Annotated in this window: 18 protein-coding genes; 8 read left to right on the top strand and 10 right to left on the bottom strand. The window is 66.6% G+C overall.

Annotation, left to right across the window (positions count from 1 at the left end; genetic code table 11):
• Positions 1-105: 105 nt before the first annotated feature.
• Positions 106-2,820, bottom strand: coding sequence for a hybrid sensor histidine kinase/response regulator (locus tag IP86_RS22630; protein WP_054164687.1), 2,715 nt, complete (start codon positions 2,818-2,820; stop codon positions 106-108).
• 161 nt (positions 2,821-2,981) lie between these two features.
• On the bottom strand, positions 2,982-3,410 hold the full coding sequence (locus IP86_RS22625; protein ID WP_054164686.1) for a DUF1330 domain-containing protein: 429 nt from the start codon (positions 3,408-3,410) through the stop codon (positions 2,982-2,984).
• Positions 3,411-3,492: 82 nt separating this feature from the next.
• Here IP86_RS22625 and IP86_RS22620 point away from each other — a divergent pair, with 82 nt between their 5' ends.
• The 3 genes from IP86_RS22620 (at position 3,493) to IP86_RS22610 (ending at position 5,727) form a co-directional block, all read left to right on the top strand.
• A complete protein-coding gene (locus IP86_RS22620) occupies positions 3,493-3,855 on the top strand; it encodes a DUF1304 domain-containing protein (protein ID WP_054164685.1) in 363 nt (120 codons plus the stop codon).
• A gap of 143 nt (positions 3,856-3,998) precedes the next feature.
• On the top strand, positions 3,999-5,219 hold the full coding sequence (locus IP86_RS22615) for an ABC transporter substrate-binding protein (RefSeq protein WP_054164684.1): 1,221 nt from the start codon (positions 3,999-4,001) through the stop codon (positions 5,217-5,219).
• Positions 5,220-5,520: 301 nt separating this feature from the next.
• A complete protein-coding gene (locus IP86_RS22610) occupies positions 5,521-5,727 on the top strand; it encodes a hypothetical protein (protein WP_054164683.1) in 207 nt (68 codons plus the stop codon).
• Between the two features lie 51 nt (positions 5,728-5,778).
• Here IP86_RS22610 and IP86_RS22605 read toward each other — a convergent pair whose 3' ends face one another.
• Positions 5,779-6,030, bottom strand: coding sequence for a hypothetical protein (locus tag IP86_RS22605; protein ID WP_054164682.1), 252 nt, complete (start codon positions 6,028-6,030; stop codon positions 5,779-5,781).
• Between the two features lie 188 nt (positions 6,031-6,218).
• Here IP86_RS22605 and IP86_RS22600 point away from each other — a divergent pair, with 188 nt between their 5' ends.
• Positions 6,219-8,492, top strand: a complete 2,274-nt coding sequence (locus IP86_RS22600; RefSeq protein WP_054164681.1) for a transglycosylase domain-containing protein — start codon at positions 6,219-6,221, stop codon at positions 8,490-8,492.
• Positions 8,493-8,758: 266 nt separating this feature from the next.
• Here the strand turns inward: IP86_RS22600 and IP86_RS22595 are convergent, their stop codons facing one another.
• From IP86_RS22595 to IP86_RS22580, 4 genes are all read right to left on the bottom strand, one after another.
• Entirely contained in the window at positions 8,759-9,595 is an 837-nt protein-coding gene (locus tag IP86_RS22595; protein WP_054164680.1) for a M48 family metallopeptidase, read from the bottom strand.
• 251 nt (positions 9,596-9,846) lie between these two features.
• On the bottom strand, positions 9,847-11,172 hold the full coding sequence (locus IP86_RS22590) for a polyhydroxyalkanoate depolymerase (protein WP_054164679.1): 1,326 nt from the start codon (positions 11,170-11,172) through the stop codon (positions 9,847-9,849).
• A gap of 118 nt (positions 11,173-11,290) precedes the next feature.
• Complete coding sequence (locus tag IP86_RS22585) at positions 11,291-12,121, bottom strand: ABC transporter permease (RefSeq protein ID WP_054164678.1); 831 nt, start codon at positions 12,119-12,121, stop codon at positions 11,291-11,293.
• Between the two features lie 278 nt (positions 12,122-12,399).
• Positions 12,400-13,185: an ABC transporter ATP-binding protein gene (locus IP86_RS22580; protein ID WP_054164677.1), complete on the bottom strand. Its 786-nt coding sequence runs from the start codon at positions 13,183-13,185 to the stop codon at positions 12,400-12,402.
• 100 nt (positions 13,186-13,285) lie between these two features.
• On the opposite strand from IP86_RS22580, the gene IP86_RS22575 reads away from it, so the two are divergent.
• Positions 13,286-14,611: an ActS/PrrB/RegB family redox-sensitive histidine kinase gene (locus tag IP86_RS22575; protein ID WP_054164676.1), complete on the top strand. Its 1,326-nt coding sequence runs from the start codon at positions 13,286-13,288 to the stop codon at positions 14,609-14,611.
• Positions 14,612-14,717: 106 nt separating this feature from the next.
• Positions 14,718-15,272 carry an ActR/PrrA/RegA family redox response regulator transcription factor gene (locus tag IP86_RS22570; protein ID WP_054164675.1) on the top strand — a complete coding sequence of 185 codons (555 nt, stop codon included), beginning with the start codon at positions 14,718-14,720 and terminating at the stop codon, positions 15,270-15,272.
• A gap of 207 nt (positions 15,273-15,479) precedes the next feature.
• On the opposite strand, the gene IP86_RS22565 is transcribed toward IP86_RS22570, so the two are convergent.
• Positions 15,480-15,959: an MmcB family DNA repair protein gene (locus IP86_RS22565; RefSeq protein ID WP_054164674.1), complete on the bottom strand. Its 480-nt coding sequence runs from the start codon at positions 15,957-15,959 to the stop codon at positions 15,480-15,482.
• 124 nt (positions 15,960-16,083) lie between these two features.
• Here IP86_RS22565 and IP86_RS22560 point away from each other — a divergent pair, with 124 nt between their 5' ends.
• Positions 16,084-17,205: a vWA domain-containing protein gene (locus tag IP86_RS22560; RefSeq protein WP_054164752.1), complete on the top strand. Its 1,122-nt coding sequence runs from the start codon at positions 16,084-16,086 to the stop codon at positions 17,203-17,205.
• A 234-nt stretch (positions 17,206-17,439) separates the two neighbouring features.
• Complete coding sequence (locus IP86_RS22555) at positions 17,440-18,096, top strand: MBL fold metallo-hydrolase (RefSeq protein ID WP_054164673.1); 657 nt, start codon at positions 17,440-17,442, stop codon at positions 18,094-18,096.
• A 79-nt stretch (positions 18,097-18,175) separates the two neighbouring features.
• Here the strand turns inward: IP86_RS22555 and IP86_RS22550 are convergent, their stop codons facing one another.
• Both IP86_RS22550 and IP86_RS22545 read right to left on the bottom strand, forming a co-directional pair.
• Positions 18,176-18,592: a DUF1236 domain-containing protein gene (locus IP86_RS22550; protein WP_054164672.1), complete on the bottom strand. Its 417-nt coding sequence runs from the start codon at positions 18,590-18,592 to the stop codon at positions 18,176-18,178.
• A 116-nt stretch (positions 18,593-18,708) separates the two neighbouring features.
• Positions 18,709-21,192 (bottom strand): hybrid sensor histidine kinase/response regulator, encoded by a 2,484-nt coding sequence (locus tag IP86_RS22545; protein ID WP_054164671.1) that lies wholly within the window; start codon positions 21,190-21,192, stop codon positions 18,709-18,711.
• Positions 21,193-21,263 lie beyond the last annotated feature (71 nt).

Genomic DNA, 21,263 nt, shown 5'->3' with positions numbered 1-21,263 from the left:
TGCGGCGCCCGTCAGTGACGATCCGAGAGCCGCCGCGATCGGGAACTTTGCCGCCGAGCCGCCTTCGGCAATGCCTGGCTCGGACGTTCGAAAGCGACCCGGTGGCTATGGCGGCGGCGGACCATCCAGCGCCAGCCGCAACATGCGGGCCAGATCGGCCCGGCGATAGGGTTTCTCCAGCAGCAGCGCGCCCTGCACCTCGGCGCTCTGCTGCTTCAGCGCATTGTCGCTGTAGCCTGAGGTGAACAGCACTTTCAGATTGGGACGATATTTACGCAGTTCCTCGGCGAGCTGTGCGCCGTTGATGCAGCCGCCCAGCATCACGTCGGTGAACAGCAGATCGAACTCGACCTCGTCGTACACCATCGCCATTGCCTGCACGGCGCTGGCGGCGGCATGCGCGGTGTAGCCGAGCGCCGCCAGATCGGTCATCACGTAGCTGCGCACCAGAACGTCGTCCTCGACCACCAGGATGGTTTCATGACCGCCCTGGGCCTGCGCCGCCGCTGCGATGCGTTCGCCCCCTGCCTGCGGCGCGCACGGCAGATACAACCTGATCGCCGTTCCGGTCCCCTCCTGGCTGTGAATCTCGATATGTCCGCCGGACTGTTTGACGAAGCCGTACACCATGCTGAGGCCCAGCCCGGTGCCTTCGCCGACCGCCTTGGTGGTGAAGAACGGCTCGAACACCCGGTCGCGGATCGCCGCCGGAATGCCGGTGCCGGTGTCGGTGACCACCAGCACGACATAGCGCCCCGGCGTGACCTCGTCGTGCTGCTCGGCATAGACCTGGTCGAGATCGACATTGGCGGTCTCGAGCAGCAGCCGTCCGCCACCCGGCATCGCGTCGCGGGCATTGATCGCGAGGTTGAGCAGCGCGCTGGAGAGTTGCGACGGATCGGCCAGCGCGGGCCGCAGTTCGGGCGTCGGCCTGAAATCGACATCGATATGGCCGCCGAAGGTCGAGCGCAGCAGTCGGGCGGTTTCTTCCATCAGCGCATTGACGTCGATGCTGCGCGGCTGCAGCGGCTGCTTGCGGGCGAACGACAGCAACCCGTTGGTGAGATCGCTGGCGCGCGCGACCGCCTGATCGACCATCACGGCGACGTCCTTCAGGGCCGGCCGGTCGCTGACGCCATCGGCGAGAATCTCGACCCCGCCGGTCAGCACGGTCAGAATGTTGTTGAGGTCGTGCGCGACGCCGCCGGTGAGCTGGCCGATCGCCTGCATCTTCTGCGCCTGGCGAAGCTGGCGCTCGGCCTCCTTCAGCGCGGTGACGTTGCGATACACGATCACGGCCCCGCCGAAACTGCCGTCGGCCTTTTGCATGGTGCGGGCGCTGGCGGCCAGTTGCAGCAGCTGGCCGCCGTCGCGCCGGATGCCGATTTCGACATTGTCGAAACTCTCGCCCTGGGCGGCGCGGCGCGCCGGACAGTCGGTCTCCGGCATCACCGTGACCCCGTCGGGCTGGAAGCGGCGATACTCCCGCTTCCATTTCTCCGAGCCGATGTCGGCGAAATGGCCGAAGATCGCATTGGCGGGCGGATTGCCGAACACGCGCCGGCCATCGGCGTCGATCACCAGCACCGCGTCGGCCATGCTGGCAATGGTCTTGTCGAGCACCTCCGACTTGGCCCGCAACGCCGCGCTGGTCTGTTCGACCTGGTCGACCATCTGGGCGAACGCCGCGGCGAGAATCCTGGACTCGCCGCTGAGGCCGGTCGGCAGCGCGAGCCGGCCGGTCCGGGTGTAGCCCGAAACGGCGGCGGCGATCTGCACCACCGGGCGCGCCAGTGAGCGCGACAGCATCACCGACACCAGCACCGCGACCGCCGCGGCCACCAGCGCGACGATCAGGCTGGCGCTCTGCAGCGCCTTTGCGGGCGCCATGATGGTGTCGAGCGCGACCGTCTCGATCACGCCGGCGCGCATCCCCCCGGGCAGTTGAACGAACCCGACCACCGCGGCGACGCGTTGGCCGTCCGGCGCAGTGAGCACGGCCGCCGCGCCGTTCTTGTCGCCCAGCGCCGCCGCGAGCGCCGGAAAGTCGTCCTGCCAGCGGCCGGCCGCGCTGGTCGGCACGATCCGACCTTCGCGGAGATTGACCAGATAGGGACCGTCGGCTTCGACGATGTAGGACCTGGTGTCCTCGCTCAACGCCGCGCGAATCCGCTCGAAGGTCGGCCGCATGTCGATGTCGATCACGATCAGGCCGAACGGCTCGCCGGCCTCGGTGCGAACCGGCGTCGCGAAGCTGACCAGCGGCGCGGGCATCGGGTCGCTCGCGGCGGCAGCGCGGGACCACGTCATATCGACTTCCCGCTCGGCCAGCGCCATGCCACGCCGGAAGAAGGTCGCATCGCCGACCTGCTGCAGTTCCCCCGCCGCCGCGATCCGCGGCGAGTGATCGGGCGAATCCCGGTCGACGCGAACCAGCTCACGCCCACCGTCTGCGGCCCCGATGAAGCGGTAGCGCAAAATGCCCGCCTTTGCGGTCATCTGCCCCGCATAGATCTGCGCGAGATTGGACCGCAGCGCCGTCTCCGGCGTGCCGTCCTGCGGATCGACGCCGCCATTGGCGTGCGCCCGAACGATCCGTTGGTGCGATGGAAATGTCCGCGCCGCCAGTGCTTCATTGCGGACGGTGCCGAGCAGCGCCTGGATGCCGCCGACCCGGGCCTTGGTCTGGTCGGCCAGGCGCTGGATTCCGACCGGCACCATCGCGTGCCCGATATTGTAGTAGGCCAGCAGACCGAGCGCCGCGACGGTGCTCAGCACCAGCGCCGTCATCGCCAGCGTCAGGCGCACCGACAAGCGCATCCGTCAGAACTCCGGCCTCGAAATAATAGCGAGCTGCATCGACAAACTACATGATGCCGGTGCGGCTCGCCACCGCACGCGGCGTAGCAGATCGTCTACAGAGCGCCGCAGCCCGACGCCGCAGGGCGTCGCCATCGCGTGAGCGCCGGCCGCACCGCCAGTTACTCCGGGATCTGGCCGAAGCCTTCGCCCACCGGAAGCGGCTTGGTCCTGATCAGCCGGGAGTCCTCGACCGCCGCCTGGCGATGCTTCACCGCCTCGCGATACACCGGATCGCGGATCATCTCGACGAAGGCAGCGACGCTCGGATATTCGGCGATGAACATGTGATCCCAATGCTCGCTCTGCGGCCCGATCAGCATCAGTTCAAATGCGCCCTGCCAAACCACCTTGCCGCCGAGCCGCGAGAACACCGGCAGCGATTCGCGCCCGTAAGCCGCGTAAGCCTCCGCGCCGGTCGCCTCGCGGCCGTCCGGATAGGTCGCGCGCGGCTTCAACCGCACCAGGTTGAGCATATGGATCGGCCCCGGACGATCTTTCTCGCGGAATTGCGCGAACACCTCCTTGGTCGGATCGATATGCCCGGTCATTGCTCTCTCCCTGTTGTTCTGAATCGTCTTGGCTGTGCTACTATCACGCCGCGCCCACCGATGTCTGCTCCGGAGAATCGTCTTGACCACCCTTGCGATTTGTCTCGTCGCGGCCGTCGCCGCGCTGCACGTGTTCTTTCTCGTGCTGGAGATGTTTCTCTGGACCAGGCCACTCGGGTTGAAGGTCTTCCGCAACACGCCCGACAAGGCCGCGGCCTCGGCGGTGCTGGCGGCCAATCAGGGACTCTACAACGGCTTCCTCGCCGCCGGCCTGATCTGGTCCCTGCTGCATCCGAACCCTGCTGCTGCGGTCCAGCTCGCGACCTTCTTCCTCGGCTGCGTGATCGTCGCCGGGCTGTACGGCGCCTGGAGCGTCAGCCGGCGAATCCTCTACGTGCAGGCAGCGCCCGCGGCACTGGCGCTGCTGCTGGTGTGGCTCGTGTAGCTGATTGCTGCAACGCACTCACGCGGCGTATTGAAGCGAAACGCACGGCGGCATTGCAAGACTCCGGACACTGCTCCACACTCCCGAACTAACGGCGGCTCACAGAAGATCGCCGGTTCACAAGCTCAGGGAGTAGACCACCGATGAAGAGCCTGTATCGGGCCGCTGCGGCGGCTGTGACCACGATTGTGTTCGCCGCCGCGCCCGCGGCTGCGCAGAAGAAATACGACACCGGCGCCACCGACACCGAGATCAAGATCGGCCAGACCGTGCCGTTCTCCGGCCCGGCTTCTGCCTATGCGGGGATCGGCAAGACGCAGGCCGCATACATGCGGATGATCAACGATCAGGGCGGCGTCAACGGCCGCAAGATCAACCTGATCCAATACGACGACGCCTATTCGCCGCCCAAGGCGGTCGAGCAGGTCCGCAAGCTGGTCGAAAGCGACGAAGTGCTGCTGACCTTCCAGATCATCGGCACGCCGTCGAACGCCGCCGTGCAGAAATATCTCAACGCCAAGAAGGTGCCGCAACTGCTCGCCTCGACCGGCGCGACGCGCTTCACCGACCCGAAGAACTTCCCCTGGACGATGGGCTTCAACCCCAACTACCAGACCGAAGGCCGGATCTACGGCCGCTACATCCTGCAGAACCATCCCGACGCCAAGATCGGCATCCTGTTCCAGAACGACGATCTCGGCCGCGACTACGTCACCGGCCTGCGCACCGCCCTGGGCGACAAGGCCGACAAGATGATCGTCGCCGAAGCGTCCTACGAACTCACCGACCCGACCGTCGACTCGCAGATCGTCAAGCTAAAGGCCGCCGGCGCCACGCTGCTGTACAACGCCTCGACGCCGCGCTTCGCCGCGCAGGCGATCAAGAAGGTCGCGGACCTCGGCTGGAATCCGATCCACATCCTCGACATCAACGCCAGCCCGGTGTCGGCGACGCTGAAGCCGGCCGGCCTCGACATTTCCAAGGGCATCATCAGCGTCAATTACGGCAAGGATCCCGCCGATCCGCAATGGGCCAACGACGAGGGCGTGAAGAAATATTTCGCCTTCATGGACAAGTATTATCCGGAGGGCGACAAGCTCAACACCGTCAACAGCTACGGCTACAGCACCGCCGAGCTGCTGATCACCATCCTGAAGCAGTGCGGCGACGACCTCACCCGTGAGAACGTCATGCGCCAGGCCGCCAATCTGAAGAACGTCACCACCGATCTGTCGCTGCCGGGCATGTCGGTCAACACCTCGCCGACCGACTTCCGCGTCAACAAGCAACTGCGGATGATGAAGTTCAACGGCGAGCGCTGGGAGCTGTTCGGCCCGATCCTCGAGGACGACGCCGCGATGTGAGACGCAGCGATGTGAGACGACGTCCCGGCGCGAGGCCGCGCGCAACGCGCCGGGACGCAACGAGCCGGCCACCCATCCGGCATGGCCACCAAGCCAAGTAGTTTGCACAGGATCGGCCGCGGCCGCGGGCAACTAATCGGTAACTCCGTCACCGGCTTTGCCGCCACTGCGGCTTACGGCAAACCCGTGTCGTTCAAAACACGACAGACAGACCTCCCGAATCGTCGTCGAATGCCCGCCGTGGCAGGCGCCACGGCATGCGAGCGAGTTCGGGAGCGCCGCGCGTTGCGGCGGAAGCACGATGAAAGCAGAAGCCAGCCGCTATTTCACCGTCGAACAGCTCGAAGAGCTCGCGGTCGCCAAATACATCGAGGCCGCGCTGACGCCGGAGGGCAACGAGCGCGAAGAGCTGCTGCTGGAAGCCAAGCGCTTCGCCAGCCGGGCCAAGATGAAGAGCTGGCTGATGGGCGAAATGGGCATCGCCCCGCCCCGTCGCGATTATCACTGAGCCCGGACGAGGGGAACGCGGCGGCAGCCCGCAGGATGCGGAGCTTCCGGATCACTCCCACGGGATCAGGCTGACCTCGCGCTGCCATCGATCCATCGCGATCATCACCGCGGCGCCGGCGAATTCGCGGCTGGCCGAGCCGGGATCGACCGATACCACCTTCCAGTTGGCGCGATTATTGTCGTCGTCGGGCTGGCAACGGGTGATCCGGATGGCCTCGACTTTGTCGCAATGCCGCTGCTGACGGACATCGGTCAGCAGCAGATGTTCGATCTCCTCGGCGGTCTTCAGCACCCGGGTCATTGCTCGCTTTCGTCGTGACTATGCCGGCCGCGATCTAAAGCAGGCGTCGACGGAGGCCGCTTGAGATGCCTCAAAGCCGCGCACCGCGTGACGGGTCGCCGCAATGGAACCCGGCTTTAACCATGGCTTTACCGGGCCTTAAACCCGACCCGCTAGGGTGCGCCGGTAGGTCGGCGTGGGCGTAGCGTATGGCGTTGGGCAAAAAGAAAGCCGGCGAACGGCGGGAGCCGACATTCGGCGGCTTTGCCGAGTCGCTGGCGGGCCTGCGCCTCAGCCCGCAGGATCGAGTGAGCGTAGCCGACGACGACATGCGGAAAAAAGCCAAGGCTGCGGACAAGGCTCCGGCCGCCAAATCCAGCGGAGGGGGCCGCGGCAAGCCGAAAGCCAAATCCCGCCGCAAGGGTGGAATCCGCCGCTTCATCACCGGCACCGTGTACTGGACCGCGGTGGCCGGCATCTGGGGCGTGCTCGCCGTGGTGGGCGTGCTGGTCTGGGTCGGGGCGCATCTGCCGCCGATCCAGTCGCTGGAGATTCCGAAGCGTCCGCCGACCATCACCATCGTCGGCGCCGACGGCAGCCAGCTCGCGGTGCGCGGCGAGATGGCGGGAACCAACGTCTCGCTGAAGGATCTGCCGCCGTATCTGCCGAAGGCCTTCATCGCCATCGAGGATCGGCGATTCTATCAGCATTTCGGCGTCGATCCGGTCGGCATCGCCCGCGCCGCCGTCGCCAACGTGCTGCACCGGGGCGTGTCGCAGGGCGGCTCGACGCTGACCCAGCAGCTCGCCAAGAACCTGTTCCTGACCCAGGACCGCACGATCACCCGCAAGCTGCAGGAGGTCGAGCTGGCGCTGTGGCTCGAGCGCAAGCACTCCAAGACCGAGATTCTCGAGCTCTATCTCAACCGCGTGTATTTCGGGTCCGGCGCCTACGGCATCGAGGCGGCGGCGCAGAAATACTTCGGCAAGTCGGCCAAGGACGTGTCGCTGGTCGAGGCGGCGATGCTGGCCGGTCTCGTCAAATCGCCGTCGCGACTGGCGCCGAACCGCAATCCGGAAGGCGCCGAGAAGCGCGCCCAGATCGTGCTGGCCGCGATGGCCGACGCCGACTTCATCACCGACAAGCAGGCCAGGACGGCGATCGCCAATCCGGTCTACACCGTGAAGCCGACCGGGGCCGGCACCATCAACTACGTGGCCGACTGGATCACCGAGGTGCTCGACGATCTGATCGGCCAGATCGACCAGTCGGTGGTGGTCGAGACCTCGATCGATCCGAAGCTGCAGTCCGAGGCCGAAGCCGCGATCATCGACGAGCTCGCCGCCAAGAGCGTGAAGTTCAAGGTGTCGCAGGGCGCGCTGGTGGCGATGACGCCGGACGGCGCGGTCCGCGCCATGATCGGCGGCCGCAACTACGCCGACAGCCAGTTCAACCGCGCCGTCACCGCCAAGCGCCAGCCGGGTTCGGCGTTCAAGCCGTTCGTGTATCTGACCGCGGTGGAGGCCGGGCTGACGCCGGACACGATCCGGCAGGACGCGCCGCTCGATCTGAAGGGCTGGAAACCGGAGAACTACACCCACGAATATTTCGGCGCAGTCACGCTGACCCAGGCGCTGTCGATGTCGCTGAACACCGTGGCGGTGCGGCTCGGTCTCGAGGTCGGGCCGAAAAACGTAGTGCGCACCGCGCACCGGCTCGGCATCGCCTCCAAGCTCGACGCCAATCCGTCGATCGCGCTCGGCACCTCCGAGGTGTCGGTGCTGGAACTGGTCGGCGCCTACGCGACCTTCGCCAATGGCGGCCTGATGGCGTCGCCGCACGTCGTGACCCGCATCCGCACCGCGCAGGGCAAGGTGGTGTATGCGCGGCCGAGCGATCCGGCGGCACGCATCGTCGATCCCCGCGCGATCGGGATGATGAACACGATGATGCAGGAGACGCTGCAATCGGGCACCGCCAAGAAGGCCGACCTGCCGGGCTGGAGCGCAGCGGGCAAGACCGGCACCAGCCAGGATTTCCGCGACGCCTGGTTCATCGGCTACACTGGCACGCTGGTCACCGGCGTCTGGCTCGGCAACGACGACAATTCGCCGACCAGGAAAGCCACCGGCGGCGGCCTGCCGGTCGACGTCTGGACCCGCTTCATGCGCGAGGCGCTGAAAGGCACCGCCCCGCAGCCGCTGCCCGGCGGCTGGAGCGGCGGTCCGCTGGTGGCGAGCGGTGCCGCGGCGCCCACCAGTTCCGGCATTGGCGGGGCGATCGGCGGCTTTCTGACGGGCGGCGCCGTGCCGGCAGGGGGCGGCACGATCGCGCAAGCCGGCCCGCGCGGCGAGGCGCAGGTCACCAACATGCCGCCACCACCCGGCGCGAGCCGCATGCCGCCGCCGACGCGCGCCAATGTGCGGCCCGAGGCGGACGCGGGACTCGATGGCTGGCTGATGGATCGGTTGTTCGGGCGGTGATGCGTGACGTAGGTCTAGCGGGTTAGTGCTGTTTGCAGCATGCTTCAGCATGCGCGGCAGCCCTCACCCCAGCCCTCTCCCGCAAGCGGGAGAGGGAGCGCGCCGCAAGCGGAGCAACCTCTGCCATCCGAACAAAGCGCTTGTTGATAGCTGAAAATAGCTGCGTAAGCTTGGCCTCTCCCCGACCGCTGCGGGCCCCCTCTCCCGCTTGCGGGAGAGGGTTGGGGTGAGGGCGACGCGAGCACGACGCCGCGATCAGCCGAACATCAGTCGCTGATGCCGTAGCGGTGCAGATCGTTGCCGTGGGTGTCGAGCCAGCTCTTGGCGCGCTCCATCTGCGGGCAGACCTTACCGACGACGCGCCAGAACCGCGCCGAGTGGTTCATCTCGACCAGATGCGCGACTTCGTGCGCGGCGAGATAATCCAGCACATAGGACGGCGCGAGGATCAGCCGCCACGAGAACGACAGCGACCCAGCCGAGGTGCACGAGCCCCAGCGGCTCGACTGGTCGCGGATCGACAGCCGCGTGACCTTGACGCCGAGCTCGGGCGCATAGCGATCGCAGGCTTTCTGCAGATCCTTGCGCGCCTCGCGCTTGAGGAAGTCGTGGACGCGGCGATCAATGTGTTCGGCCTCGCCGGCGACGCAGATGATCCGCTCGCCGGACTCGCGAACTTCCGTCCACACCGTGCCGCGGCCCGCGCGATGCACGATCTTGTGGTCGTGGCCGCGCAGCGGCACCAGCGTGCCGGGCTGGAACGGCGCCGCCTTCGGCAGACGGCCGAGACGCGCCGCGATCCAGGCGCCGTGGCGCTGTGCGAATTCCTTGGCGTCGGCGAGCGTGCCGCGCGGCGGCATCGTCAGGATCGCTTCGCGGTCACTCGGGTGAATACGCAGCGTATAGCGCCGCGCGCGGCGATGGCGCCTGATGCGAACGGCGAAAAACTGCGAGCCGTGACGGACGGCGATGGTCGACGGCTCGGTGGGCCGCCGATAGAGCAATGCGCGGAAGGCCATTTCTGCAGATCCGGACAACGAAGGGTCGCCTGGACTCTGCCATATCCGCCACCAATGGAAGCGCTCGGCGCAAAAACAAATCATTTGCCCAATATACAGGGTTTTGGCTGCGCCAGCCCCCTACAAGATGGGCCCCGGAACCGGGATTTTCAGCGAATTTTGATTCAAATGATCGTCCTGAATCGTGACTCACACCTCACTCATTGGGAACCCGGTGAATCCAGATTCCCCCAAGCACACGATCACCGTGCTAATCGCGCTTCGTTTTGATTCGACATCACAATTCTCGAAGCACGCAGCAACTATCCACACCGATGCGGATGATCGCCTGCTGATTACTCCGCTGCACTCGCGCGCGCGCCGTTAGCAGCCGACACCATGAAGTCAGAAATGCGCGGCACGATTTCCGAACGGAACCGCGAGCCGTTGAACACGCCGTAATGACCGACGCCCTTCTGCACATAGTGCACGCGGCGATCGTCGGGGATCGAAGTACACAGCGTGTGCGTGGCCTCGGTCTGCCCGAGTCCGGAGATGTCGTCCTTCTCGCCTTCGACCGTCATCAGCGCGACCCGGGTGATCTTCGACGGCTCGACCAGCTTGCCGCGATGCATCATCTCGCCCTTCGGCAGCGCGTGCTTGACGAACACCTGATCGACGGTCTGCAGGTAGAACTCCGCGGTGAGGTCCATCACGGCGAGATATTCGTCGTAGAATTCGCGATGCTTGTCGGCGAGGTCCCCGTCACCCTGCACCAGGTGATTGAACAGGTTCTTGTGCGCGTCGACGTGACGGTCGAGGTTCATGCTGATGAAGCCGTTGAGCTGCAGGAAGCCCGGATAGACGTCGCGCATGAAACCCGGATGCGGGAACGGCACCTTGGTGATGACGTGGCTGCGGAACCAGTCGATGCCCTTCTCGGCCGCGAGGTTGTTGACCGCCGTGGGGTTGCGGCGAGTGTCGATCGGGCCGCCCATCAGCGTCATCGACAGCGGCACGAACGGATCCTGATTGGCCTCCATCACCGAGACCGCGCTCAGCACCGGCACCGATGGCTGGCACACCGCGATGACGTGGACGTTGCCGCCCAGCACCTGCAGCATCTCAATCACGTAATCGACATAGTCGTCGAGGTCGAACCGGCCGGCCGCCACCGGCACCATCCGGGCGTCGGACCAGTCGGTGATGTAGACTTCGTGAGTCGGCAGGAAGGCCTCGACAGTGCCGCGCAGCAGCGTCGCGTAGTGGCCCGACATCGGCGCCACGATCAGCACCCGCGGATGCGGGTGGCGCAACGGATGTTCCAGCTTGCGTTCGAAATACAGCAGCCGGCAGAACGGCTTTTCCCACACGCTGTGGATCTCGATCGGCACGCGCATGCCGTTGACTTCGGTGGTGTCGAGGCCCCATTCGGGCTTGCCGTAGCGCCGCGTGGTGCGCTCGAACACTTCGCAGGCCGCCGCGATCTGCTTGCCGAAATCGGTGTGGCTCCAGGGATTGAGCGGATTCTTCAGCGCCAGTTTGGTGGCGTCCGAGATCGCCCGCGCCGGGTTGAGCGACGCATGGGCGAGTTCGTAGAACCAGTACATCGGCGTGGTCATCGCCGGGCTGACTTCGGCCGGCATCTCCGGCGGGCGGCCAAATTCACCAATCACTGGCATAGTATCTGTCCCTCGGGCTCTTCTCGCGCCGCAGCATAGTGGCCGCTGGGCCGGGGGGCGTCAATCGGAAGATCGAAAGTTGAGCACAGAGCGGGGACGAATGCTGTCCGGAAACGGCCTATTCTCCGCTTTGAATTAACGATCCGTGCCGCCGTGCACTGTTCAGCATCACCAGGAAGCTCACGAAGGAGGCGGCGAACAGCACCGCGTTGAGCGCCAGCGCCCACAGCATCAGATCGGCCCGGAACTGATGCTGCATCAGCAGCGCCCGCATCCCCTCGAACACGTAGGTCGGCGGCAGCGCCCAGGCGATCAGTTGCAGCCAGTGCGGCAGCACCGACACCGGGTAGTACACGCAGGCCAGCGGCATGATGCCGAACATCAGCGACCAGACGATGCTTTCGGCGCCGAGCCCGTTGCGCAGCACCAGGCCGGACACGAAGATGCCGAGCGCCCAGCTGGTGAAGATCAGGTTGCAAAAGAACGCGATCAGCGGCAGCCCGAAGCCGAGCAAATTGAAGTCGAAGAAGATCATCGCCAGCAGCGTCATCGGCACGATGCCGATCGCCAGCCGGATCAGGCTCATGATCATCAGCGCGATCAGGAACTCGATCGGCTTCAGCGGGCTCATCATCAGGTTGCCGAGATTGCGCGCCCACATCTCTTCGAGGAACGAGATCGAGAAGCCGAGTTGGCCGCGGAACAGGATGTCCCACAGGATCACGGCGCCGATCAGCGTGCCGCCGGCGCGGGCGAAGAACCCGGCATTCTCGGCGATGTAGCTCTGCAGGAACCCCCAGGTGATGATCTGCAGCGCCGGCCAGTACACCAGCTCGATCAGCCGCGGCCACGACGACAGCAGCAGGTACCAATAGCGCAGCACCATCGCGGCGATGCGATGCCAGGCAAGACCTTGGCCGAGTTCGAGGCTGTTGATCAGCGATTTCATGGCGCTACACCTGTGCGTGAATTAGCGCGGTCCTATCCGCATGAGAGCTCCCGCGAAGTGTCGTCGTTCGAGTTGCGCCCAGCCTCCCCCCACGTCGTCCCCGCGCAGGCGAGGACCCATACTCCGCAGCATCGCGGTTGCGCTGGGGCAGACGCCTTCACTTGGAAAGCCAGGGGCTCTGGATGCCCGCCTGCGCGGGGACGACACCTGGCTGGGGCAGCGGCTGAACATCGGCGTTCTGTGCGACGTGTCTGCGATGTGCCTCGCGGCCAAGCCCATCATACCAACCCGCCTTGTTCGCGGTCCCGGCCGCGGGCGACGTCGAGGAACACCTCTTCCAGTGTCGCGCGGTTGTAGCGGGCCATAATAGCGGCCGGCGTGTCGTCGTCCTCGATCCGGCCACGCTTCATGATCACCACGCGGTCGCACAGCCGCTCGACCTCGAGCATGTTGTGCGAGGCCAGCAAAATCGAGGCGCCGTACGCCTTGCGATAGGTCTCGAGATGGCCGCGGATCCAGTCGGCCGTATCCGGGTCGAGCGAGGCGGTCGGTTCATCGAGCAGCAGCAGTTCGGGCCGGTTGATCAGCGCTTTCGCCAGCGCGACCCGGGTCTTCTGCCCGGCGGAGAGCTTGCCACTGGGGCGGTCGAGAAACTCGGTGAGGTCGAGATCGGACGCCAGTTCGGCGATCCGGCCACGCAGATCGGGGACGTCGTAGAGCCGGCCGAACACGCTGAGGTTCTGCCGCACCGTCAGCCGCGACGGCATGTCCACATAGGGGCTTTCGAAATTGATCCGCCCGAGCACCTCGGCCCTCCGCTCCGGCATGTCGACCCCGAGCACCCGGATCCGGCCGGAAGTCGGCAGCACCAGCCCCATGACCATCGAAATGGTCGTGGTCTTGCCCGCACCGTTGCCGCCGAGCAGCCCGGTGATGCTGCCGCGCGGCACGCGGAACGTCACGCCGTCGACCGCGCGTACGGTCTTGTAGACCTTAACCAGATCCGCGACGTCGATCGCGGCGCCAGTCGGCGCAGTCGGGCTGAAGGAACGTTCGAGGGTCATGGCAGGCGTTTTGACGAGTGCGGCGCCCTAGTGCAAGCCACAGCGGCCGCGACGACGGCGCGAATTGTGAACGCCCGGCGCGCCGAGTAGTGTCCGGCGCATGTCCGATGATCTGATCTCCGCCGATTTCCGCCACCCCCGCCGCCACGTCCGGCTCGACACCATCCTGCGGCTGCGCTGGCTGGCGGCGCTTGGGCAGCTGTCGGCGATTTTCATCGTCGCCCAGGGGCTCGAGTTCGATTTCGCGGTGCTGCCCTGTCTCGCCATCATCGGCGCGTCGGCGGTGGTCAATCTCGGGCTGCAGATCGCGTTCAACCCGATGCAGCGGATGGAGCCGATCTACGCGGCACTGCTGCTCGCGCTGAACATCTCCGAGCTCGCCGGCCTGCTGTATTTCACCGGCGGCCTGCAGAACCCGTTCTCGTTCCTGTTCCTCGGCCCGGTGCTGATCGCCGCCACCGCGCTGCCGACCCGGATGACGATCGCGCTCGGCATCTTCGCGGCCGGCTGCGCGGCGCTGCTCGGCTATACCCACCAGCCGCTGCCCTGGGCCGGCGACGAGGCAGTCCAGCTGCCGGAAATCTACCTGATCGGCGTCTGGCTTTCGATCCTGCTCGCGATCGGCGTCACCAGCGTCTACACCTTCCAGGTCACCGAGGAGGCGCGCAAGCTCGCCGACGCGCTGTCGGCGACCGAACTGGTGCTGGAGCGCGAGCAGCATCTGACCCAGATCGACGGCATGGCGGCCGCCGCCGCGCACGAACTCGGCACGCCGCTGTCGACCATCTTCCTGATCTCGCGCGAGCTGGAAAAATCGGCGCCGCCCGAGATGGCCTCCGACCTGCGGACGCTGCGTGAGCAGGCGCAGCGCTGCCGCGAAATCCTCGCCAAGATCTCGCACCTCAACGCCGCCGGCGCGCCGTTCGACAAGATGCCGCTGTCGACCCTGATCGAGGAGGCGGTCGCGCCGCATCGCGATTTCGGCGTCGCCATCAAGATCCGGGTCGCGGTGTCGGGAGTCGCCGAACCGGTGGTGATGCGCAACCCGGCGATCCTCTATGGCATCGGCAACATCCTGGAAAACGCCGTGGATTTCGCCCGCGACACCGTCGAGGTGAACGCCTGGTGGAATGCCGAGACTGTCCAGATCATGATCTCGGACGATGGCCCGGGCATCAAGCCGGACCTGCTGAAACGGATCGGCGAGCCGTATCTGTCCCGCCGCCGCCATCCTGACGACGACGGGCCGTCCGACCGCGCCGGGCTCGGCCTCGGCGTGTTCATCGCCCGCACCCTGCTGGAGCGCACCGGCGCCAAAGTGTCTTTCCGCAACAAGCTGTTCCCCGACCACGGCGCGGTGGTCCAGCTGACGTGGCCGCGCGGCCGCTTCGAGAATACGGAAAGCGCTGCGACCGCAGAGGCTTGACCGGGGGCGCGCGATCCGGTCGCAGGGCGCGCGGCCGGCCGGGGACTTGGCATTGTCGCACCCCGTCGCCATATCTTTTGAATTGACGCTCAGGAGACCCCGTGCCGTGAACGCCATCCCCGAACTGAACGACCACACCGATCGCTCGCTGCTGATCGTGGAGGACGACAAGCCGTTCCTCGAGCGCCTGTCGCGGGCGATGGAGACCCGCGGTTTCTCGGTCACCTCCTGCGACAGCGTTTCCAGCGGTCTGGCGCAGATCGGCAAGCAGGCGCCGGCGTTCGCCGTGGTCGATCTGCGGCTCGGCGACGGCAACGGTCTCGACGTCGTGTCGGCGCTCAAGAAAGAGCGGCCGGACGCCCGCGCCATCGTGCTCACGGGTTACGGCAACATCGCCACCGCCGTCACCGCGGTGAAGATGGGCGCGGTGGATTATCTGTCGAAGCCGGCGGACGCCGACGACGTCGTCGCGGCGCTCCTGGCGAGCGGCAACGAGAAGTCCGAACTGCCCAACAATCCGATGTCGGCCGACCGCGTGCGCTGGGAACACATCCAGCGCATTTACGAGATGTGCAACCGCAACGTCTCCGAAACCGCCCGCCGCCTCAACATGCACCGCCGCACGCTGCAGCGGATCTTGGCGAAGCGCGCCCCGCGGTAAGCGATAGCTCGCACCCTCTCCCCGCGCACCGCGCACCTCTCCCGCTTGCGGGAGAGGTCGGATCGCGTGGCGATCCGGGTGAGGGCACTCCTCTCCGCGAGTCGCTGAGTCACTGCCTGGGGCGCCCTCACCCCAGCCCTCTCCCGCAAGCGGGAGAGGGGCGCGCTGCGGTCGGGGAGAGGTCTCACTCACCAACCAAGCTAAACCTCAGATTCCCTCAAATCCCTGCGGGTCACTCAGCCGCCCGAGCCGTTGCGCTGCGGCTAGCGCGAAGCGGAGCATCATCAGCTTGCGGGTGGGCGCCGGGAGTTTGTGTTCGGGGGCTTCGCAGTGCAGGTGGGCGCCGTAGCCGTCGGCGACGATCAGGCCGGTGTCGCCCGGGAAGACCTCGCACGGCAGATCCTGGGTGAAGGCGAAGAACAGCCGGTCGCAATGCGCCCGGTAGTCCGGCCATTTCTGGTCGGCGCGCAGATCAGCGAGCGACGACTTGATCTCGACGATCCAGATCTCGCCACGCTCGTTCAGCGCCACCAGATCGGCCCGCCGGCCCGACGGCAGCGGCAATTCGCTGACGCAGGCGAAGCCGAGCGAGCGCAGCAGCCGCGTGGTGCCGCGCGCGATCTGCAGCGCGGTTCCCGACTGCCGCAAATCGGGCGGCGGCACCATGTGAACGGCATTCGTTTTCATCGCGACGAAGTCTAGCCGATTCCGATGCCGGCTCCCAAGCGGAGCGCCCCGGAACGTGCCATCGCCGCGCGCCGCGCAGCGATGCTTTGAGGCATGGCTGCGGGGGCAGTTGGAGACGATCGAGATGAACCGCATTACCCTGTTCCGGGCACTGGCCCTGGCTGCTCTCACCGTGTCGATACCAGCCCTTGCATCGACCGCATACGCCAAGCCGGCGGTCGAAGTCGCTTTCGTGCTCGACACCACCGGCTCGATGGCCGGGCTGATCGAAGGCGCCAAGCGCAAGATCTGGTCGATCGCCACCACGATCGTCGACAGCAATCCCGACGCCGACATCCGCATGGGCCTGGTCGCCTATCGCGACATCGGCGACGACTACGTCACCCGCAGCGTCGAACTCACGTCCGATATCCAGGATCTCTACGGTCGGCTGCTCGAGCTCCAGGCGCGCGGCGGCGGCGACTGGCCGGAGAGCGTCAACGAGGCGCTCGACGTCGCGGTCAACAAGCTGAAATGGACCAGCGGCAGCGACACCCGCCGCATCGTCTTCCTGGTCGGCGACGCGCCGCCGCACATGGACTACGCGCAGGACACCAAATACCCGACCACGCTGGCGGTGGCGCGGCAGAAGGACATCATCGTCAACGCCGTGCAGGCCGGCAGCGCAGAGGACACCGAGCGGGTGTGGCACGAGATCGCCGAAGGCGGCCGCGGCCGCTACATCCCGATCCCGCAGGACGGCGGCCAGGTGGTGATCATCCAGACGCCCTATGATGACGACATCATCATCCTGCAGAAGGAGATCAACGGCACCGTGATCCCCTATGGCCCGGCGCCGCTGCAGAAGCGCACCGAAAGCAAGATGCGGCAATTGTCGGAAGTCGCCGCCGCCGCGCCGGCCGCCGCCTCCGACATGGCAAGCTACCTCAACAAGCGCGCGCCGGCATCCGCCGAAGCCGTCACCGGCGGCGGCGATCTCGTCGGCGACGTCGCGTCCGGACGGCAGAAGCTCGGCGACGTCAAGGACGTCGACCTGCCGGAAGCTTTTCGCGCCCTGTCCGCCGAGCAGCGCGCCGCGCGCCTCGACGATCAGATCAGCAAGCGTCAGGCTCTGAATGCCAAGCTCGCCGCGCTGGTCAAACAACGCGACAAGTACCTGCGCAGCCATCGCGACAAGCAGCCGAAACAGGCCTCGTCGTTCGACCGAGAGGTGGAAGCAACGCTGAAGCTGCAGTTGAAGCGGTAGCCGAGTTGAAGCGATAGCCGCGCCAAGCAGTACGGCACGACGTCCGCTCCACCCAAAACCGTCACCCTCCGCGAAAGCGGAGGGCCCAGTGTTCCAGAGCGCTCGTGGCTGGTGCACTGCCGCTGCAACCAGCGCACTGGAATACTGGGTCGCCCGGTCAAGCCGGGCGATGACCACTGTTTTGGGGCGCCGCTTCGTTTTGACTTGGTCACATCTGCAGGGCATTCTCCCCGCATGACCGAAACACAGACCAAAGCCAAAGCCGGCGCCACGATCATTCCGGTGACACCGTTTCAACAGAACTGCACGCTCTTGTGGTGCGAGGCCACCCGCAAGGCGGTGGTGGTGGATCCCGGCGGCGACGTGCCGGAGATTCTCGCCGCGATCGAAAAGGTCGGCGTCGAGGTGACGGCGATCTGGCTGACCCACGGCCATATCGATCACGTCGGCGGCGCTGCCGATCTGCGTGACGCGCTCAAGGTGCAGATCATCGGCCCGCATCGCGACGATCAGTTCCTGCTGGAGAACGTCGTCAATAGCGGCCGCAGCTTCGGCATCGGCGGCGTACGCGACGTTACCACCGATCGCTGGCTCGATCAGGGCGACAACGTCGAGGTCGGCAAGCTGACATTCCAGGTCCTGCATTGCCCCGGCCATTCGCCGGGCAGCGTGGTGTTCTTCAACGAGGCGATGCGGTTCGCGCTGGTTGGCGACGTGCTGTTCGCCGGCTCGGTCGGCCGCACCGATCTGCCCGGCGGCAATCACGCCACGCTGATCGCCTCGATCACCGACAAGCTGCTGCCGCTCGGCGACGATGTCGGCTTCATCTGCGGCCACGGTCCGGGATCGAGTATCGGCCAGGAACGCCAGACCAATCCGTTCCTGACCTGACGCCGCGCTCCTGGCGATCACAAGCCAACGGGCGGGCCGCAATGCGACCCGCCCGTTTCGTCATCCCGCGTCAGGATGATTAGTCGATGATCTCGACCACGCGATGCGTGCGCGGCTCGACCAGGACGGTGCGACCGTTCACCACCGTGTAGCGATACTCACGCGCGGCGGCAAAGCGGTCCGGCACTTCGTAGTAGGTCACGCCTTCGGCCGGCAGGACGGCGCCGACGCGCAGTTCGTCACGATAGGTGTAGGACGGACGCCGCTGCTCGACCACGTAGCTGTGAAAGCGCGGACGATCGTCGACGCCGAGGACGCCGGCTACGCCGCCGACCACGCCACCGATGGTGCCGCCGACGACAGCGCCAAGCGGACCGGCGGCGCGTTCGCCGTCACGCGCACCTTGTTCGATGCCGCCAGGGACGCCCTGAGCGTTGGCCACGGCCGGGGCAGCGAGCGCCAGGATCACCGCGGCAGTACCGAGAAAGCGATTCATTGTTCGTCTCCGTGTTCGGGAATGCGCAGGACAAGTCACCGAACCGAGTTCTGTTCCGGCACGCGAACGCCCGACTACACGAAAATTTGCCGCCTGAACCGACGTTCAGAGAGGAACTACGTGGCCAACATGCAGCGAATGCGGGCAGCCAGATCGCCGAGGTCGAACGGCTTGGTAATCAGCTCCATGCCGACCTCGGCGATGCCCTCGGTCATCGTGGCGCTTTCAGCGTAGCCGGTCATCAGCAACACCGGCAGATCGGGCCTGACGAGGCGGGCCCGATCTGCGAGCTGGCGGCCGTTGAGCCCGGGTAGCCCGATGTCCGACAGCAGCAGATCGACCGGCCCGCCGGTTTGCAGGATCGCCAGCCCCGACGGCCCGTCGATCGCTTCGCGCACGTTGTAGCCGTGATCCCGCAGCATCTCGACGATGACCCCGCGCACCACCGCCTCGTCCTCGATCACCAGCACCGTCTCGCCACGCGCGGCCGGCTGTTCGGGGCGCGCGGCCGCGTCCGTTCGAGCCGCTGCCGCGCTGTGCTCGCGCGGCAGATACAACGTCACCGCCGTTCCCTCGCCGAGCCGGCTGGTAATGCCGGCATGGCCGTGGGACTGCTGGGCGAAGCCGTAGATCATCGACAGGCCAAGTCCGGTGCCCTGCCCGAGCGGCTTGGTGGTGAAGAACGGATCGAACGCGCGCGCCGCGACCTCCTCGCTCATCCCGGTGCCGGTGTCGGCCACGGTGAGGCAGACGTAGTCGCCCGGCACCATCGCCGGCATCTCGGCGGCGTCGAAGCTGGCATTGTGGGTTGCGACCGTCAGCCGGCCGCCGTCCGGCATCGCGTCGCGCGCATTGATCGCCAGATTGAGCAGCGCGCTTTCGAGCTGATTGGGATCGCACAGCGTCAGCCACAGATCCGGCGCCGGAGCGATCGAGAGGTCGATCGCCTCGCCGATCGTCCGCCGCAGCAGATCCTCGAGCGACACCACGAGCTGATTGACGTCGACCGGCTTCGGCACCAGTGGCTGACGCCGGGCGAAGGCGAGCAGCCGATGCGTCAGCGCCGCGGCGCGATTGGCCGAGGTCATCGCCACGCCGATGTAGCGGCCGAGATTGTCGAGCCGGCCCTGGTCGAGCCGGGTCTGCATCAGGTCGAGCGAGCCGACGATGCCGGTCAAGAGATTGTTGAAGTCGTGCGCGATGCCACCGGTGAGCTGGCCGACCGCCTCCATCTTCTGCGATTGCCGCAGCGCCTCCTCGGCGAGCTTCAGCCGCTCGGCCGCGGCTTTTTCGGCGGTGACGTCGCGCGCCACCGCATAGATCGCCTCGGCGTCCGACACGCCGGTCCAGGACAGCCAGCGATAGCTGCCGTCCTGATGGCGGATGCGGCTTTCGAACCGCACCGTGCCGGGGCCGGCGGCGAGCCGCGCGAAGTGCCGCCGGGTCACGCCGCCATCGGCCGGATGCTCGAGCCAGTCCGACGTGTTGTCGAGCAGTTCGGCGGCGCTCCAGCCGAGCGTCTTGGTCCAGGCCGGATTGACGGTGCGCCACACGCCGTCGCGGCCGGCGACGAGCAGCAGGTCCTGCGAGACGTTCCAGATCCGGTCGCGCTCGCGCGTCTTCTCCTGAACGCGCTGTTCGAGCGTGGTGTTGAGCTGCGCGAGCTGATCGGCCAGCCGGTGCGCGGCCTCTTCGCTGGCCTGCAGCCGCTGCTCGGCCTCGACCTGTTCGGTGACGTCGATATGCGCACCGACCAGCCGCAGCGGCGTGCCGTCGTCGCTGCGCTCGATCACCGAGCGCACCGAAATCCAGCGCGTCTCGCCGTCGCTCGGGCGAATGATGCGATAGCGCGCCGTGTAGTCCCGCGCGGCGCCCTTCACCGCTTCGACGAACTGCTGTTCGGTGGCTTCGCGATCCTCGGGATGAATCCGGCGGACCCAATCCTCGTGGGTCTCGTGGGTGGCGTCCGGCGGCAGGCCGTGGACCAGCAGATATTCGGGCGAACGCCTGTTGCGGAAACCGGAGCGCAGATCGACTTCGAGCCCGCCGATCCGGCCGATCTGTTGCACCCGCGCCAGCTCGGCCTCGCGCTCGCGCAGCGCCAGCGAGGCCAGCACGTCGCCGGTCACGTCGCGGCACACCACCAGCACGCCGCCGACGCGGTCGTCCTGATCGATCGGGCTGAAGCCATAGGTCCAGTAGACGTCCTCGAGCCGGCCGTGACGGATCACCGGCACGAGGTCGTTCTCGCGCCAGATCGGCTCGCCGCCGCCCATGACCTGCTCGATCTTCGGGGCGAGTTGAGGCCAGAACTCCGGCCAGCATTCGCGCGCCGGCTGGCCGAGCGCGCGCGGATGGCGCTCGGGTCCGATCACTTCGCGATAGGCGTCGTTGTAGAACTGCAGCTGATCGGGGCCCCACCACACCAGCATCGGATGTTGGGTGTTGAGCACGATCCGCAACGCGGTGCGCAGTCCCTGCGGCCAGCCCTGCGGCGGCCCGAGCGGGGAATTCGTCCAGTCATGCTGGCGTATCAGCGCGCCCATTTCCCCGCCGCGGGCGAGAAAATCCGGGATCAGCGATGGTGTCGGGTCCAGCATCTGTCGGGAGGGTCTCGCCGCGGCGATCTGCGGCAACCTAACACCGTCGGACGCGGCCGCAACCCCGTGGC

It is taken from the genome of Rhodopseudomonas sp. AAP120 (genome assembly GCF_001295845.1).
In the GTDB taxonomy this organism is placed as follows: Bacteria; Pseudomonadota; Alphaproteobacteria; order Rhizobiales; family Xanthobacteraceae; genus Rhodopseudomonas.
Note: the sequence above shows the minus strand (reverse complement) of the source record. Positions and strands in the feature narration are given on the sequence as shown.

Excerpts from the sequence above, each read along its gene's own strand:
- IP86_RS22590 (WP_054164679.1), bottom strand. The coding sequence starts at position 11,172 with ATGCCAGTGATTGGTGAATTTGGCCGCCCGCCGGAGATGCCGGCCGAA.
- IP86_RS22605 (WP_054164682.1), bottom strand. The coding sequence starts at position 6,030 with ATGACCCGGGTGCTGAAGACCGCCGAGGAGATCGAACATCTGCTGCTG.
- IP86_RS22595 (WP_054164680.1), bottom strand. The coding sequence starts at position 9,595 with ATGATTTGTTTTTGCGCCGAGCGCTTCCATTGGTGGCGGATATGGCAG.
- IP86_RS22580 (WP_054164677.1), bottom strand. The coding sequence starts at position 13,185 with ATGACCCTCGAACGTTCCTTCAGCCCGACTGCGCCGACTGGCGCCGCG.
- IP86_RS22615 (WP_054164684.1), top strand. The coding sequence starts at position 3,999 with ATGAAGAGCCTGTATCGGGCCGCTGCGGCGGCTGTGACCACGATTGTG.
- IP86_RS22555 (WP_054164673.1), top strand. The coding sequence starts at position 17,440 with ATGACCGAAACACAGACCAAAGCCAAAGCCGGCGCCACGATCATTCCG.
- IP86_RS22600 (WP_054164681.1), top strand. The coding sequence starts at position 6,219 with ATGGCGTTGGGCAAAAAGAAAGCCGGCGAACGGCGGGAGCCGACATTC.
- IP86_RS22565 (WP_054164674.1), bottom strand. The coding sequence starts at position 15,959 with ATGAAAACGAATGCCGTTCACATGGTGCCGCCGCCCGATTTGCGGCAG.
- IP86_RS22560 (WP_054164752.1), top strand. The coding sequence starts at position 16,084 with ATGAACCGCATTACCCTGTTCCGGGCACTGGCCCTGGCTGCTCTCACC.
- IP86_RS22545 (WP_054164671.1), bottom strand. The coding sequence starts at position 21,192 with ATGCTGGACCCGACACCATCGCTGATCCCGGATTTTCTCGCCCGCGGC.
- IP86_RS22550 (WP_054164672.1), bottom strand. The coding sequence starts at position 18,592 with ATGAATCGCTTTCTCGGTACTGCCGCGGTGATCCTGGCGCTCGCTGCC.
- IP86_RS22625 (WP_054164686.1), bottom strand. The coding sequence starts at position 3,410 with ATGACCGGGCATATCGATCCGACCAAGGAGGTGTTCGCGCAATTCCGC.
- IP86_RS22630 (WP_054164687.1), bottom strand. The coding sequence starts at position 2,820 with ATGCGCTTGTCGGTGCGCCTGACGCTGGCGATGACGGCGCTGGTGCTG.
- IP86_RS22610 (WP_054164683.1), top strand. The coding sequence starts at position 5,521 with ATGAAAGCAGAAGCCAGCCGCTATTTCACCGTCGAACAGCTCGAAGAG.
- IP86_RS22585 (WP_054164678.1), bottom strand. The coding sequence starts at position 12,121 with ATGAAATCGCTGATCAACAGCCTCGAACTCGGCCAAGGTCTTGCCTGG.
- IP86_RS22575 (WP_054164676.1), top strand. The coding sequence starts at position 13,286 with ATGTCCGATGATCTGATCTCCGCCGATTTCCGCCACCCCCGCCGCCAC.